The following is a 15568-nucleotide window of genomic DNA, read 5'->3' as shown; positions in this document are numbered from 1 at the left end:
AGGTCATAAGCCACATAGGAATTGGAGGCGAAACCCAACCTCCATTTCCTATGCGTCTTATGCTTGTCGGGGCTGAACAAGGCCCTTCGCATTCTTAATAGGAGGGGAAATGATGACGGTTTTTGTTCAATTTTCACCTAAGCCAGATGTGAACCGTTTGAGCGGGATTCAAAGGGAAATATATATGGCGTTAGATTCGAGCAAGGAAATTCATCAATACGAAACTTTACATCAACTTTTATTTGAATTACTTTTAAGGGAAAATCTTATACGGGCTGCAAAACAGCTACATGAAAGTCAAGCTGAATTTGCACCGTTTGACCATTCTAAATTTAATCCAGAAATTTGGACGAAAACAAAATATGGATATTTATTGAAGCCTTTTATTATGCCTTCGGATGCTATTCGTGATGTGTTTTTAAATAGCAAGGAATATTCTTTTGAATGCTCTACTGCAATCGTTCTTCTTTTTTATAAAGCTGTGCTTGATTCTATTGCGGTCAGTAGGTTTAATACCCTTTTTCAAGGGCTGCTTGTCTGGGATTGGAATTATGATCATGATTTAGGAATTGATACGCGAGTAGGCAGAGATTTTATTCCTGGAGATGTTGTTTATTTTTATAATCCTGATTTTAAACATCCGATATGGACAGGAGAGAATGCAGTCTATTTGGGTAATGATCAATATTTTGGTCATGGCGTCGGACTGGAGACAGAAAAGGGAATGATTGAGGCTCTTAATACGCTAAGAAAAGATGGGGCAACAAGATCAGCGTATTTAATCTCACAGCATAGTCGGCTGAATGCAAAGTATTTAGCGCAATTTTCGAAAAAAGTTTTGAATTAATATTATTTATAGAAAAACATTCCTGTTCGCATGTTGCCCGTTATGGGCATATTTTTTTTGCCTCTGGGAATAAAAAAAGTAGAGGATTATTATCCTACTTTCAATAGAACTATTTTTAAATCTGCTACAGTGATGCGAGCTTCTATTCAAAGGAGAAAACACAAGATGAGATTAATCGATATACCTGCCATCCTTAAGGATAGGAGGGGGAGCGAGATCAATCTTATAGACAAAACGATCATGGGGATAGAATTGGATTCTAGAAATGTACAAGCAGGCTATCTATTTGTAGCGATTCAAGGTACAAATAGTGATGGTCATCAATTTATTGATGAGGCCATTCAGAACGGTGTGATTGCAGTTGTAGGGGAAATGGATTTAGAGAAGGAGCTGCCTATTCCCTATTTTCAGGTGAAAGATTCTAGAGTGGCACTCGGTCAACTTGCTGCCTTTTTTTATCAATATCCGTCAGGAAAACATAAGGTGATTGGAGTTACTGGTACAAATGGGAAGACCACGACCTCGTATTTAATCAGACATATTCTGCAGTCAGTAGGAAGGACCTGCTCATTGATCGGAACGGTTTCTAATATCATAAATAATAAGACGATCACTTCATCCAATACAACACCGGATGCGATTCAATTACAGCGCTTATTGTTTGAAAGTAATGATGAGTTTGTCATTATTGAAGTATCTTCTCATGCTCTCAATCAATCAAGAACGGAAGGCATAAGATTGGATTTCGCTTTATTTACTAATCTTTCCCATGATCATTTGGATTATCATCACAATATGAATGATTATTATTATGAAAAGAAGAAGATTTTTAAATTGTTAAAAGATGAGGGAGAGTCCATTATTAATGTGGATAATGAATGGGGAAAGTTATTAGCTAGGGAGTTAGACGAGAGTATTCCGCAGAGTTTAGTGGGCTCAGATGGTGAGTACCTTATTGGAAACATTCAAATGAATGGTCAGACTTCATTTACTGTTCAACATTTAGGAAAAAACTATAAAATTCTTTTACCACTCCAAGGCATTCATAATATCAACAATGCAGCAATGGCTTTTGTAACTAGTTTAAGAATTGGTTTAAAGCCAGAGCAAATACGTGCTGCTCTTGCAAGGTTTTCCGGTGTGCCTGGTCGGTTTGAATCAGTTTTCAACGAACATGGCGCCCGGTTTGTTGTAGATTACGCACATACAAAGGATGCCTTTGAGTATTGTCTTCAAACAGCGAAATATCAAAAAGCCAACAATATTTATCATATTTTTGGGTTCCGTGGTGGACGTGACCGATCTAAACGGGAAGACATGATACGGGTGTCTGCTAAATATAGTGATCTATTTATTTTAACGATGGATGACTTAAATGAGGAGTCAAAAGAAGATATGCTAGAGGATCTTAGAGCTTTTCATGGATCATTTCCAAACGGACAAGTGATTCCGGATCGAACCTTGGCCATCCAAACCCTATGGGAAATAGCTGAGGAAGGTGATTGGATCTTTATTACTGGGAAGGGACCAGAGCGATATAAGAGTCATTTTCAGCTTGGCACTGATTGCGATATAGATACGCTCAATTATTTAAAAGGAAGTAATGATGAAACACATAAATAAAGAAAAAGGCTAGATGCTTAAAAATTGCATTAGCCTTTTTCTTGTTGGAATAAATCCAGGTCATTTGTGACAATACCATCGATTGGATATCCCTTAACTTTATTGAATTCTCTTGGTGTGTTAACAGTCCAGATAAAAGAATGCATACCTTCATCATGAATGGCTTTCAAAAGTTTGGGAGTGACCATTGACCATTTTGGATTTAAATATTGCACCTGATTGGAAAAACGAATGATTTCTTGTTTATGAAGTGGATAATTAATTAATAGACCTATCGGGATTTGCGGAAGATGAGCATGCATTCGCATTAATGATTCAAGATCAAAAGATTGTACAATGATATGTTGAAGATCAAATTGGTCTAGTGGCAACTTTATGAGCTCTTCAGCAAGCTTTTTTTCTATTCCTTCGTTTGAGGAAGGTTTTTTGAATTCGATTAAAAGCCCGACTCGATGTAAGTATCTAGCTAGTACGTCTTTAAATAAAGGAACTCTTTCGTTTTTAAATTCTTGAGAAAACCAGCTTCCTGCATCAAATTTCTGTAATTCAGCAAACGTATAATCTTTCACTCTGCCTTTTCCATTCGTAGTACGATCAATCGTTGGGTCATGAATAACAACCATCTGTTTATCCTTTGTCAGCTGTATATCGAGCTCTAAATAATCTGCTCCCATTGCAATGGCTTGATCAAAGGCAGCAAAAGTATTCTCTGGACAGTAACCTGCCGCTCCACGATGAGCTATTTTTTTAAATAGGTAGGGATGATTATCCGGTTGCTTTGTTTTGGTAATGGCAGAAAGCTTAGAAGTGGTCGAAGCCATCAATGTCTTTAGTAACTTCAAATGAATTTCTCCTCATATGTTTTGCTTATAATATGTGATACTTATTCCGTTGTCAAATGGTATGCTGCTACTTCCAGTCCTTATAGATTACAACACCGCCTGTTAAATCAAGCGTATTTCTTTCGCCTTTATAAAGTAACTTATCATCTTCTTGGACAACAAGGTTTTCGTAGGTGAATACACGCTTGCCGCTAGGCAGTTCTACAACCACCTTTTCTCCAAGATCTTGTTGTGGTGTTTCAATTACAATTTGAGTTTTAGCATAAAAGTAGAGGCTGATCAATATTGCAATAATTGAGAAGGTCAAGATAATAGCTAGTTTAGATAAATGGTTTTTAGATGCTGCATGAAATTTCTCGACTCTGGTCAAAGATTTAATTCCCTCCAAATTATCTGTTTTCTGCTAAACAATTTATGCTGGAAATTGTAAATGATGCCAAGAATACATAGAAAGGTCATAGACCAGCAAAGAAACTTCAGCAAACAAGTTTGTTGGGGATTAAAGACCCAAGGATTTTAGTCGTAAAAGAAGAATACAATCAAAATTTCCTCATAAATGATGGGTTAAATACTTAATACTTTTGCTTCAGATGAAAATCAAAAAGAAATTGGAAAAAAACAATAAAAATGAAACATTTTCTATATTCATTCGTAATAAAGGTATAGAGTTAAAAAACTAAAGCTTATTATTGAAAGGAGTGTTAAGTTGATGAGTTTGAGAAGCTTGAATGAGTTCAGGTATATAAAGGTTTAGAGCTTGCGCCAAAAATTTATTTATGAATAGGGATGCATGCATATGGAATTATTTGGATTACCTATTGAAACGATTTACTTATACGCTTTAATTATTTCTGGCAGTCTTATTATTTTATATTTGTTTTTTGGGGATATCGTTGAAGGAATTGGCGAAGCAGCAGGGTTTTTAAATCCTGTCTTAATTCTTGCCTTCATTACTTTTATGTCGGCAGCAGGTTTTATATTGGAGTATCTCACATCTATTAATAGTCTTATTATTGCATTAATTGCGGCTGGAATTGCATTGCTCTTAGATATTCTTTTGAATGTGTTTGTTCTTATTCCTATGTCATCTGCGGAAGAATCACTCGCTTACACTGAAGACTCGTTAAGAGGAAGAGTGGGTTTAGTCATTCTTCCAATACCGAGAGATGGTTTTGGTGAGGTTTTAATAGAAAGTTATTCTGGCAGAATATCTAAAACAGCAGCAAGTATAGATAACAATGAGATTGAGGAAGGTCAGAAGGTTTTAGTTGTAGAGACAAAAAGTGGCGCAGTAATCGTCATGAAACATGAAAATTTGTAGGTAGGGGGAACAATTATGATCATTTGGGTTGTAATAGGAATTGTCGCATTTTTAATTATCGCATTATTAGGGGTATTTGTAACAAAATATAGAACTGCAGGTCCGGATGAAGCGTTAATTGTCACAGGGAGTTATCTAGGCAATAAAACAGTGCACACAGATGAAGCAGGAAACCGTATAAAAATCATTCGCGGTGGAGGAACTTTTGTACTTCCAGTATTCCAGCAAGCAGAGCCGCTTAGTTTACTTTCCAGCAAGCTTGAAGTTTCTACACCAGAAGTATACACAGAGCAAGGCGTACCGGTAATGGCAGATGGAACAGCTATTATTAAAATCGGCGGGTCCATTGGTGAAATAGCTACTGCTGCTGAACAGTTTCTAGGGAAATCTAAGGAAGATAGAGAGAATGAAGCGAAGGAAGTATTAGAAGGGCATTTAAGGTCGATTCTTGGTTCTATGACTGTAGAAGAAATCTATAAGAATCGGGATAAGTTTTCGCAAGAAGTACAGCGTGTAGCATCACAGGATCTTGCAAAAATGGGTCTTATTATCGTTTCATTTACGATTAAAGATGTGCGTGATAAAAATGGATATTTAGATTCACTAGGTAAACCTAGAATTGCCCAAGTTAAAAGAGATGCGGATATCGCTACAGCAGATGCGGAGAAAGAGACGCGTATTAAGCGCGCCGAGGCAGATAAGGATGCACAGCGAGCAGAGTTAGGGCGTGCGACAGAAATTGCCGAGGCTGAGAAAGAAAATCAAATGAAAATGGCTGATTATAGACGTGATCAAGATATCGCTAAAGCGAGAGCTGACCAAGCGTATGATTTAGAAACCGCTCGTGCCAAGCAGGAAGTAACAGAGCATGAGATGCAGATTAAGATCATAGAAAGACAAAAGCAAATTGAACTCGAAGAAAAAGAGATTTTGAGAAGAGAGCGTCAATATGACTCTGAGGTTAAGAAGAAAGCAGATGCCGATCGTTATTCTGTAGAGCAGGCAGCCGAGGCAGAAAAACGTAAGCAAATTGCAGAAGCTGATGCAAACCAATATCGAATAGAAGCAGAGGCAAGAGCGGATGCTGAACGCGTCCGTGCAGATGGTTTGGCAAAAGCAGATTCACAAAGGGCTCAAGGGGAATCTGAAGCGGATGTTATTAGACTGAAAGGGTTAGCAGAAGCGGAGGCTAAACGAAAAATCGCTGAAGCATTCGAACAGTATGGTCAAGCAGCCATAATGGATATGGTATTAGAAATGTTGCCGCAATATGCGAAGGAAGTCGCAAGCCCATTATCAAATATTGATAAAATTACGGTAGTCGATACGGGTAGTGATGGGAAAAATGGCGGTGCTAATAAAGTAACTGGTTATGCGACAAATTTGATGGCGACGATGCAGGAATCATTGAAGGCGTCCTCAGGCTTGGATGTGAAAGAACTTTTAGAAAGCTTTTCAGGTAAATCAAATATTAAAGAAAGCATCAATCAATTGACTTATGAACTGAAGGATCAGACTAGCAATGAGACTGTTGCAGCAAAAGAGGAATAAGTATTGTAAAAAAGAAGCCGTTAGTAATTCGGCTTCTTTTCCTTGTTTGATCGACGACGTTACTATGTAAAAAACACCTGCCATTCATGACAGGTGTTTTCTAATAATGACTTATTCTTTTAGGTCTTCAATTGATTTAACATCCATATATTCAGGAACAACTAAACCAATTTTTGTCCCTTCAAGATTTGATCCAAGATCCTCAAATTGGCCTTCGAATTTCTCATAGTAATCAGCATGTGTTAAAGGTAACCAGCCAGCGATATGGGCATCAAGGCTTCCTTCAGCCACTCCAGCCCACATTGGGCCTGCTTCAACTTGACTCAAAGTAACATCATAGCCTAGGTCAGTTAAGACTGTTGCAACAACATTTGTGCTGGCAATCTCTGTATCCCAAGCGACATATCCAAGAGTGATTTTATCGCCATCAACTTCTTTGGCACCATCTGTCCATTCAGAGACCATATCTTGATTCGCCTCTACCCATTCAGAAGCAGCTTGCTCAGGATCTTCACCATCAGTGATTTTAACCATCACTTCATTCATGGCACTTTCCGGCCAGTTAAACTGTTCAAGCACTTTATGTGCAGATGGATGATCTTCTTCAAGTCCATTTCTTGCAATGCTATGGATATTCTCTTTATCACCGAAAGTTCCTTTTGGATCTTCTAAGTATTTTAAATCAAACTCAGAAAATTTCCAGTGAGGGCTCCATCCTGTAACGATAATTGGCTCTTCCCGGTTATATGCTTTTTTCAAAGAAGCAGTCATTGCTGCTCCAGATCCTTCAACCAACGTCCAATCATCTAATTCATACTCATCAAGCACGTTATTTGTTGCTTTCATAATTCCTGCACCGGGATCAATACCGATAATTTTATGATCTACCTGATCTCCGATTGTAGCATTTTCGTCTACTTCATCATTAGATCCACATGCAGCTAATCCTACAGCAATTGCCGGAACCATTAAAAAAGATAACCATTTTTTCTTCATGTTCATTTCCCCCTAGTTTTTTTGTTTTTTAACACCTATATGTTGTGTAATCCGGTCAAGAATAATGGCCATGACCACGATTGCAAGACCAGCCTCAAAACCTTTTCCAATTTGGATTTGAGTGACTGCACGGTAAACATCCGCACCGAGTCCAGGTGCACCTACCATTGATGCAATCACGACCATTGATAAGGCAAGCATGATGCTTTGGTTTATACCAGCCATAATTGTCGGCATAGCTAATGGAAGCTGTACCTTGAAGAGGCGTTGACCTGTTGTTGAACCAAATGCTTCTGTTGCTTCTATGATATCTGCTGGGACTTGTTTGATACCTAAGATGGTTAGCCTGATTGTCGGCGGTACTGCAAAAATAACAGACGCAACCACTCCAGGAACAACCCCAATATTAAAGAAGAAAATGGCTGGGATTAAGTATACAAATGCAGGCATTGTTTGCATGAAATCAAGCATTGGTGTAATAACCTGCCGTACTGCATTTTTCTGAGAAGCCCATATACCTAAAGGTAATCCGATTAAAATAGAAATAATAACGGCAGTAACCACCAACGAAAGTGTTTGAAGCATGCCAGACCAATAACCAATATTATCTATTAAGAACAAACCTATTATTGTAAATAGGGCGATGCCTTTATTAGCTATTTTCCATGCGATAAGAGCTAATATAATCATAAAAATATAAGATGGGATGAAGGAGAGTAAGGAATTCATTCCTTCGACAATTCCTTCTAATGCGATCGTAATACCATCAAAAACAACCGCAAAAGTGACAGTGAGCCAATCCACAAAAACATCAATCCATTGTGCGATTGGAAGTTTTGGTAACAGTCCTTCCATTAGTTCTGCACCTCCTTAGAAAGTTTCTCAGAGGTAAATTCAGTTGGATTATGTTCAAAATCATTAATCGCATCATTATTACCAGCGAGTGCTCCAATTACCGCACCTCTTACAAGTATTCCTTGGATCCGGTTGGTTACATCTACTACTGCGACAGGTATTGTAGCCGTTGAGACTTGATCAAATAAATCTGTCAGCAGTGTTTCTCCGCCTACTTTTTGAATATTCATGTCCAGTATTTCATTCAAGGTCTTTCCTGTTTCGGCTGCCTCTTTAGCATCAGCTGCTGTTATTGCTCCTAACAGTGTTTTTCTCTTATCCACCACATAAATACTGGATATGCCTAATTTCTTCATCATTTGTAAAGCGACTCGAGGTCCTTTATCAACTTGAACTGTCTCAGCTCTTTTCATTACATGATTGGCTGTTAATACTTTTGAAAGATCTACATCTTCAACAAATCTTTCAACATATTGATTTGAAGGGTTCATTAGAATTTCTTCTGGCGTTCCAATTTGAACAATCGAACCGTCTTTCATTAATGCAATACGATCACCGATTCTTAATGCTTCATCTAAATCATGGGTGATAAATACAATGGTTTTTGACATTGAAGTTTGTAGATCAAGTAATTCATCCTGCATATCTTTCCGAATAAGGGGATCAAGTGCACTGAATGCTTCATCCATTAATAGAATATCAGTATCATTAGCAAGTGCCCGCGCAAGACCGACACGCTGCTGCATTCCGCCACTCAATTGATTTGGGAGCTGGTTTTCGTAGCCTTCTAAACCTACTAGCTTTAACGACGCCATAGCTTGTTCTTTACGGTTAACCTTATCAATCCCTTGAACTTCCAATCCATATTCAGTATTTTCTAGAATCGTACGGTGGGGGAGAAGGGCAAATTTTTGAAAAACCATGCTGATTTTTTTTCTGCGGGTTTCTCTTAATTGATCCTTTGGCATTTTGGTTATCTCTTTGCCATCGATGTAAACTTCTCCTGAAGTGGGGTTAATCAATCTGTTTAATGTTCTTACCAGTGTCGATTTTCCGCTTCCAGATAAGCCCATAATGACGAAAATTTCGCCTTCATATACATCAAATTGTGCTTGGTTGACCCCAATTGTTGCTCCGGTTTTCTTAAGTATTTCATTCTTGTCTTTGCCTTCCTTTAATAATTGGACGGCTTTTTTTGCATTCTTACCAAAAATCTTCGTGACATCCTTCACGCTGATTTTTATGTTTCTTTCCTTCATTTTTTCACCTCGTTCTATTTACCTGTGAAATACGACCTCTTAATTGTAGGAGTTATAGAGGTCCAAGAGCAAAGAGGAGAATCAAGCATATTCATCCGTTTAGTTCGTACAGTAAAAACTGTACGAACTGAACGAAGTGAATTCTTATAAATCCTCTAGTTTCCTCCATATTCCTATTGTGTTGAGTTCTTTACTTTATTGAAAATCATGGTAAGCTGAAATGAGAATCACATCTTTTTACATATTAAAGTAGTGATTCTAAACTTAATCCAATTAAGTTAATGGGTGTGAGATAAACGATATGAATGAACAAGAAAAACTTGATAGAGCTCGTGAGCGTGTAATTGAAACCATTTCACAGAATATGAATTTGTATGGGATTACACCATCGATTGGAAGATTATATGGGTTGCTTTATTTTAAGGACCATCCAATGACTTTAGATGAAATGAAGGAAGAGTTAGGGATGAGTAAGACCAGTATGAGCACTTCCGTACGAAGCTTACAAGAGATGAAAATGGTGGAGAAGGTTTGGAAAAAAGGCTCCCGTAAAGATCAATACCAGGCAGAAGAAGATTGGCATCAAACGTTTGTTGATTTATTTACAACTAAGTGGAGGCCAAGCATTTCAATCAATATCATTGCCATTGAAAAATCAATCTTTGAAATGGAAAGAATTTTAGAAGCCAAAGAGGTAACTGAAGAGATTAAAGCGGCTGCTAGTGATGATATTAAAAAGCTTCACAACGCATTGCAGTATTATGATTGGCTGAATCGACTTGTCGATAGCTTCGAGTCAGGTGAAATTTTCGACCTTGTTTCGAAGTAATAAAAAGACGATCATTTCCGTCTTTTATAAAGTAACCTTAGCGTTCATTTAAATGAATGCTAAGGTTACTTTTTTTTCATTTTCATGGACGAAAAGAAATATTTAAGTGAAGGAATACAATCCAGTTGTCTCTTGATGAAGTAAAGGGTTTTTCAGAACCAAGAGCTATAAAAATGCCCATTTTTTCGTGGGAAATATGACTTGTCATGAAAGTATTAAAGCCTTGAATAACAAATGAAATAAGGAATTCTTAGGTGAAAGATGGATAAGCCCATGGTTGATTGACCTAAAAATGTGTATTCGTCTATCGCACAAATAGGGTCAGCTGAATAGGATATAGAGAATCAAATAAAGGAGGTAATTTAAAATGTCAGAAGGATTTGGATATGGTGGAGGCTTCGCTCTCCTAGTTGTATTGTTCATTTTATTAGTAATCATCGGTGCTTCTTGGGGATACGGCGGTTGCTAATATAAATTAAGTCATTTAAATATTAATAAAAATAGGAGGAGATCTTACTATGTACGGATACGGTGGCGGATACGGTGGCGGAGGTTGCGGTTGCGGTGGTTACGGCTACGGTGGTGGCGGCGGCGGATGTGGATTTGGCGGCGGTTTTGCATTAATCGTTGTATTATTCATTCTGTTAATTATTGTTGGTGCAGCTTGTTTTAGATAATTAAAATTAAAAAAAGAGAGGATGCCAATGAAGGCATCCTCTCTTTTTTTAATAGATTAGTTCTTTGGAGAGTTAATCCATAGTTTCCCTGCTGCAGCTTTGCGTGTTTCATTGCCAAAGCTGTCTTTTACTTTTACTTCAATTTCAGCACCAGGTGCGACAACATTTGAAGTAGCCGTATAGTATCCTACATAATGACCTGGACTTGTTTCCATGATTGGCAGATCATTTACATTAGATGGTTGAGATTTTAAGTTAGTTAAAGGCAATTTAATAGCGAAAGTAGCTTTTAGACCTGGCTCACTATCAAATTCAATCTTAACGGTTTGCCCAGCACTTAACTCTTTATCTTCTCCCGGAAGAAGATTCTCAATTTCAGGTGCAGTATACTTAGCAGTGATTTTTACAGTCTTGCTTACTTCATTAGATGCAAGATCAGTTGCAGTGACGGTAATGACATTTTCACCTTCATCCAATAGAATGCGTTGTGCATATTTACCGTCAGTTACAGTTGCCTCTTTGCCATTTACCTTAACAGTATCAAGATTTTCATCAGAAACCGTTCCTTCAACAGTGACAGTTTCTTTGTTTGTTTTCGTATTATCTGCAGGCTTGGTAATTGCTAATTCAGGTAATGTTTGATCAAGAATGACTGTCACTGGTTCTGATGGGTCAGTCGTTCCAAGTTCAGTTCCTGCAGTTGCAGTGAGGACATTCTCTCCTTCGGACAGTGTTACATCCACAGAGAATGTACCATCATCAGCTGTTTCAGTTGAAGCAATTTCTTCTTCATTATTGATGATGTTAACTGTAACATTAGGTACTGATTTACCTTCAACAGTCACCACTTCTTCATTGGTAAAGCTGCCGTCAGCTGGTGATGTAATAACAGGTGATGTTAACTCATAGTTGACGATTGAACGAATCATATAGTTGCCTTCAGCAGTTGGAGTAGGAGACCAAGCACCGCCAACCAATTGCCAGCTGCGTCCTGCATTTGGACCATTTTCATCTGTTGCAAGACCTGGAGTATTTGGATTAGGATTTGATTGAATGTAAACCATGTAGAAGTCTCCATCAACCACAATGCCTTCACCAGTTAAATCAACTTGAGTCCATTCGCCAGTTCTAAGTGCAGTTGCATCAATTGGACCAGCGAGCTTTTTACCTGGTGCTCCATCAGTGCCGCTTGCGTCATATACTTCAACTTTAAAGTCAGTACCGCCTGGGGTTGGCCATGAGGTATCCCAGAAACGGAATAAACCGCCTGTAACCATTGCAGAGTCTTGACCTTCATCAAGAGACATTTTTACAGCCCAGCCATTGCCGGCATCATAGAATGCACGTGCATTTTCTCCTGTTCCATCATCGTATCCAATTTCGCCAGGGAAGCCGATAAATGGTTTTAATTCAATATTTTGTTCAACATTTGAACCATCAAGTGTGACTGTGAACTCTTGACTGTGATAGGAAGAAGCCATTACTTTTAAAGTATATTCACCATGGTAAGCAGTTAGTGAGTATTCGCCATTCTCATTAGTAGTTACCGGTTGCACCTTTGCATCTTCTACAAGTAGAAGCGTCGCATTTTCAACAGGCTCACCAGTTCTTTCATTTGTTATTGTACCTGTGATGGTACCAGAAGGAAGTTCATCGAGCACAAAGTTTGCTGTTGCTTCGCCATCCGGCGCAATGTTGACAGATTGCGTAGCTGATCTGAATCCATAGGATTCAGCAAGTACTGTAAAGTCGCCTGCTGCATGCATCAGTTGATAAGATCCATCTGCAGGATTTGTATTAACGGATCGTCCAGATTCTAATACACTTACTTTCGCACTGACTGGAAGAGCCATTGGTGCTGCTTTTTGATCTTTCGCAGAGCTTGCCGCTTTTTGATCTACTTTAGGTTGAATTTTATCTACATTTACTGCTTTTTTATCTTTCGCTTCTGCTTTAGTGTCAGCATCAGCTTTAGATTTAGCATCGAAACCAACATTGCCTTTTTTCGCTGTGCTTAATGGAGTGTCAGTAAGTGACACATCATCAATGTACCAGCCAGGTCTTACAACCGAACCATCTGTAGTAACATTAAAGCCAATATAGATTCTTTGACCTTCGTATGCACTTAGATCAACTTGGCCATCAATCCAGCCGTTTGAAATATCATTGATTCGGACTAACTGCGTCCAGTTTTGCCTATCAGTCGATACAAAAACATGGCCGTAGTCATAGTTTCTTTCTAGGTTAAACCATTGCTTGAATTGTAAATAGCTAGCACCATCCGGCAAGTCGATAGGAGGCATAACAAGTGTCATATTTGCACTGCTTGCATAATCTCCTGTCAGGTTTGTTGCGAACACTTTCTCACCGGAGAATGCACTTCCTGGTCCTGTAGTTGGAACGCCCCAATCCCAGCTGTTATTCGTTCCAAATGAAGTCCAGCCAGTAGGAGTAGATTCGAAATCTGTAGAATACCCAACTGAAATGCCAGGTAACACAGCTACTTCATAGGTATCAGACACTACTTCATTGCTGCCGAAGTCATTGATAACCCATTTATATGATAAAGCAGGTTCGTCAATGTCTTCACCTGGAATGGTGACAGCAAATGTGCCAGCTTTATAGTTTCCAGAGGTTCTTTCTGCTGCAACTGTTTTAGTGCTGCCATCCGCTGCAACATATTCAAGAGTGACACTCGTTACACTAATATTATCTGCTGCAGAAAGCTCTAGAGGCAATTCCATGCCAGCATAAGTTTCTGCTGGAGCAGAATGTTCAAAAGTGGGTGCTTCATTATCTTCGCCTTCCATTGTTACTTGACCTTTAAGTGTGCCAAGTCCAGATACAATAGAAGAAACAGCATCATATGCGTTGACTAAACCAGAACCAAATCCGTTGTTTGGCGACTCTGGGAATGTGCTGTTTGTTAATGGTGTAGCAGTGGACATTAGAATTTCTTCAATATCGTCAACAGATAGATTAGCATTCACTTGAAGAAGAAGTGCTGCAACTGCTGCCACATGTGGTCCTGCCATCGATGTTCCATTCCATCCGCCTTCATAGTTGCTGCCTGGAACAGCAGATCTAATATTTACACCAGGTGCCGCGATGTCAGGTTTGATTTCAGCATATGGTGAAGGTCCTTGTAATGAAAAGCTTGCTAATCCATTATTGATATCAGTTGCTCCAGTAGCAAAGGATTCGGGGTAGTTCGCTGGGTTAGCAATTGAACCAGGTCCTCCTGGATTTCCAATTCTAGTATTTCCTGCAGAGAATTCAGGGAAGATTTCAGCGTCGCGCCATGCTTGAACCATTGGACGATACCATTCATCAAGACCAGCGCCGCCTCCCCAAGAGTTATTGACTACATCTGGAGCCATTGCTGGATTTGGATTTCCATTTGCATCTTTAGGAGCAAGAATCCACTCACCAGCTTCAAGTAAATCGGTATCACTTCCGCCGGCAGCTGTGAATGCTTTTACAGCAATCCATTTAGCCCCTGGCGCTACACCGATTTGGTTCGCACCATTTGGTTCCACACCAACCATCGTACCAGTTACATGTGTACCATGCCCTTGATCATCATAAGGAACGGATTGACCAGCTGTTGCGTCGAACCAGTTATATGCATGTGATGGAGCGTCTGGATTTGCTGGGTCAAACCCACGATACTGTTCTTTTAATGCAGGGTGATTCCACTGCACGCCAGTATCGATGGAAGCTACAACAGTTCCAGCTCCGTCAATGCCCATTTCCCAAACAGCGGGAGCACCAACGCGATCAATATTCCACTCAATCGCATTTGTTTCAGCTTTTGTTTCAGCTTTAGGTGCTTCATCTACCTTATCAGGTTTATGTAGCTGCCTAGTTTCATTTGGAAGAATTTTTTCTACTTCTGGAAAAGCAGCGATCTTTTCCATTACTTCCTTAGTAGCGGTAACAGCCATTCCGTTTACAATATAGAATGACTTAATGTCTTTAGCTTTACCGGATTTTTCTTGTTTTTCAAGGAAATCAGTTACCTGTCCTTGGGTTTCAATTGCAGTTGATCTTAACTCTGAAAGGACAGCAGATCTTTTTGTATATTTAGTCTGAGCAGCAGATTGTTTTTGAGCAGCAGCAGTTTTAGTTGCCTTTTTCGCTGCAGCTGTTGTATCAGCCTGCTCTTTAAATTTAATTAAGAATGTTACTTTATCCTCCGCATCAAATTCCTTTGTTACGGTTTTACTAATTTTGTTTTTAGCGATTTCAGCAGACGATTGGCTCACTGAAGTATGTGGTGATTTTTTTCCTGCCGCTTGGCTGAAGCTTGGAAACATAAGCGGGACAATTAAGAATGCAATCATTATTATTTGAAGCCATCGAAAACCACTTTTTCCTCTTCTTTTCAAAAAATTCCCCTCCCTGAGTGTAAATCCTTTAAATCCTACTGATTGGTAAATCGTCTCCTTTTAGAAAATAATCACCTCCTTATAAGGGCCTGCCAATTGGGAAACCCTTCCGTTACTTAAACATTAGCTAATAAAAAAACGTAAAGTTGTCAGATTATGTCGAATAATATGTTCGTTTTTACAAAATGAGTGAATCGTAATAGAGAACGGATGGTGATTTAGTGCAAATGAAAGCGAAAAAAACTGAAAAAATAGCTAAAATCCCTCTTAGCAGGCCTTATGTATTATGAGATAATTAAAAATATTTAGAAAATTAAGCATTTAGTAATTGGGCAATAAATATGACATATTTCTTTTAGGTCAATAGTTTGAGGGCA

Annotated in this window: 13 protein-coding genes; 7 read left to right on the top strand and 6 right to left on the bottom strand. The window is 38.8% G+C overall.

Going from position 1 to position 15568, the window contains the following annotated elements; all coding sequences use genetic code 11:
* Positions 1 to 112 precede the first annotated feature (112 nt).
* Both tgl and J2S17_RS13290 read left to right on the top strand, forming a co-directional pair.
* Positions 113 to 847 (top strand): spore coat transglutaminase TGL, encoded by a 735-nt coding sequence (tgl, locus tag J2S17_RS13295; RefSeq protein ID WP_307475591.1) that lies wholly within the window; start codon positions 113 to 115, stop codon positions 845 to 847.
* 165 nt (positions 848 to 1012) lie between these two features.
* Positions 1013 to 2470 (top strand): UDP-N-acetylmuramoyl-L-alanyl-D-glutamate--2,6-diaminopimelate ligase, encoded by a 1458-nt coding sequence (locus J2S17_RS13290; RefSeq protein WP_307475589.1) that lies wholly within the window; start codon positions 1013 to 1015, stop codon positions 2468 to 2470.
* A gap of 29 nt (positions 2471 to 2499) precedes the next feature.
* On the opposite strand, the gene J2S17_RS13285 is transcribed toward J2S17_RS13290, so the two are convergent.
* Positions 2500 to 3312, bottom strand: coding sequence for a glycerophosphodiester phosphodiesterase (locus tag J2S17_RS13285; RefSeq protein WP_307475587.1), 813 nt, complete (start codon positions 3310 to 3312; stop codon positions 2500 to 2502).
* 67 nt (positions 3313 to 3379) lie between these two features.
* Entirely contained in the window at positions 3380 to 3682 is a 303-nt protein-coding gene (locus J2S17_RS13280; RefSeq protein ID WP_307475585.1) for a hypothetical protein, read from the bottom strand.
* A 426-nt stretch (positions 3683 to 4108) separates the two neighbouring features.
* Here J2S17_RS13280 and J2S17_RS13275 point away from each other — a divergent pair, with 426 nt between their 5' ends.
* On the top strand, positions 4109 to 4633 hold the full coding sequence (locus J2S17_RS13275; protein ID WP_307475583.1) for an NfeD family membrane protein: 525 nt from the start codon (positions 4109 to 4111) through the stop codon (positions 4631 to 4633).
* Positions 4634 to 4648: 15 nt separating this feature from the next.
* Complete coding sequence (gene floT, locus J2S17_RS13270; RefSeq protein ID WP_307475581.1) at positions 4649 to 6184, top strand: flotillin lipid rafts scaffold protein FloT; 1536 nt, start codon at positions 4649 to 4651, stop codon at positions 6182 to 6184.
* Positions 6185 to 6295: 111 nt separating this feature from the next.
* Here floT and J2S17_RS13265 read toward each other — a convergent pair whose 3' ends face one another.
* From J2S17_RS13265 to J2S17_RS13255, 3 genes are read right to left on the bottom strand one after another with little or no spacing between them, the layout of a single operon-like run.
* The gene (locus J2S17_RS13265) at positions 6296 to 7180 is read right to left on the bottom strand and encodes a glycine betaine ABC transporter substrate-binding protein (protein ID WP_370875013.1); all 885 of its coding nucleotides are present in this window, start codon (positions 7178 to 7180) and stop codon (positions 6296 to 6298) included.
* Between the two features lie 12 nt (positions 7181 to 7192).
* Positions 7193 to 8035 (bottom strand): ABC transporter permease, encoded by an 843-nt coding sequence (locus tag J2S17_RS13260; RefSeq protein ID WP_307475577.1) that lies wholly within the window; start codon positions 8033 to 8035, stop codon positions 7193 to 7195.
* Entirely contained in the window at positions 8035 to 9294 is a 1260-nt protein-coding gene (locus tag J2S17_RS13255; protein ID WP_307475575.1) for a quaternary amine ABC transporter ATP-binding protein, read from the bottom strand. Before J2S17_RS13255 ends, J2S17_RS13260 begins: the two co-directional genes overlap by 1 nt.
* 301 nt (positions 9295 to 9595) lie before the next feature.
* Between J2S17_RS13255 and cudC the strand changes: the two genes are divergently transcribed.
* The 3 genes from cudC to J2S17_RS13240 all read left to right on the top strand — a co-directional run bounded on the left by cudC (position 9596) and on the right by J2S17_RS13240 (position 10800).
* Entirely contained in the window at positions 9596 to 10123 is a 528-nt protein-coding gene (cudC, locus tag J2S17_RS13250; RefSeq protein WP_307475573.1) for a choline uptake/conversion transcriptional regulator CudC, read from the top strand.
* Between the two features lie 367 nt (positions 10124 to 10490).
* Positions 10491 to 10592 carry a YjcZ family sporulation protein gene (locus tag J2S17_RS13245; RefSeq protein ID WP_307475570.1) on the top strand — a complete coding sequence of 34 codons (102 nt, stop codon included), beginning with the start codon at positions 10491 to 10493 and terminating at the stop codon, positions 10590 to 10592.
* Positions 10593 to 10641: 49 nt separating this feature from the next.
* The gene (locus J2S17_RS13240) at positions 10642 to 10800 is read left to right on the top strand and encodes a YjcZ family sporulation protein (protein ID WP_307475569.1); all 159 of its coding nucleotides are present in this window, start codon (positions 10642 to 10644) and stop codon (positions 10798 to 10800) included.
* A 56-nt stretch (positions 10801 to 10856) separates the two neighbouring features.
* Here the strand turns inward: J2S17_RS13240 and J2S17_RS13235 are convergent, their stop codons facing one another.
* Positions 10857 to 15191 (bottom strand): S8 family peptidase, encoded by a 4335-nt coding sequence (locus J2S17_RS13235; RefSeq protein ID WP_307475567.1) that lies wholly within the window; start codon positions 15189 to 15191, stop codon positions 10857 to 10859.
* Positions 15192 to 15568: the final 377 nt, after the last annotated feature.

Origin of the sequence: Cytobacillus purgationiresistens (assembly GCF_030813235.1) — a bacterium.
Lineage (GTDB): Bacteria > Bacillota > Bacilli > Bacillales > Cytobacillaceae > Cytobacillus > Cytobacillus purgationiresistens.
Note: the sequence above shows the minus strand (reverse complement) of the source record. Positions and strands in the feature narration are given on the sequence as shown.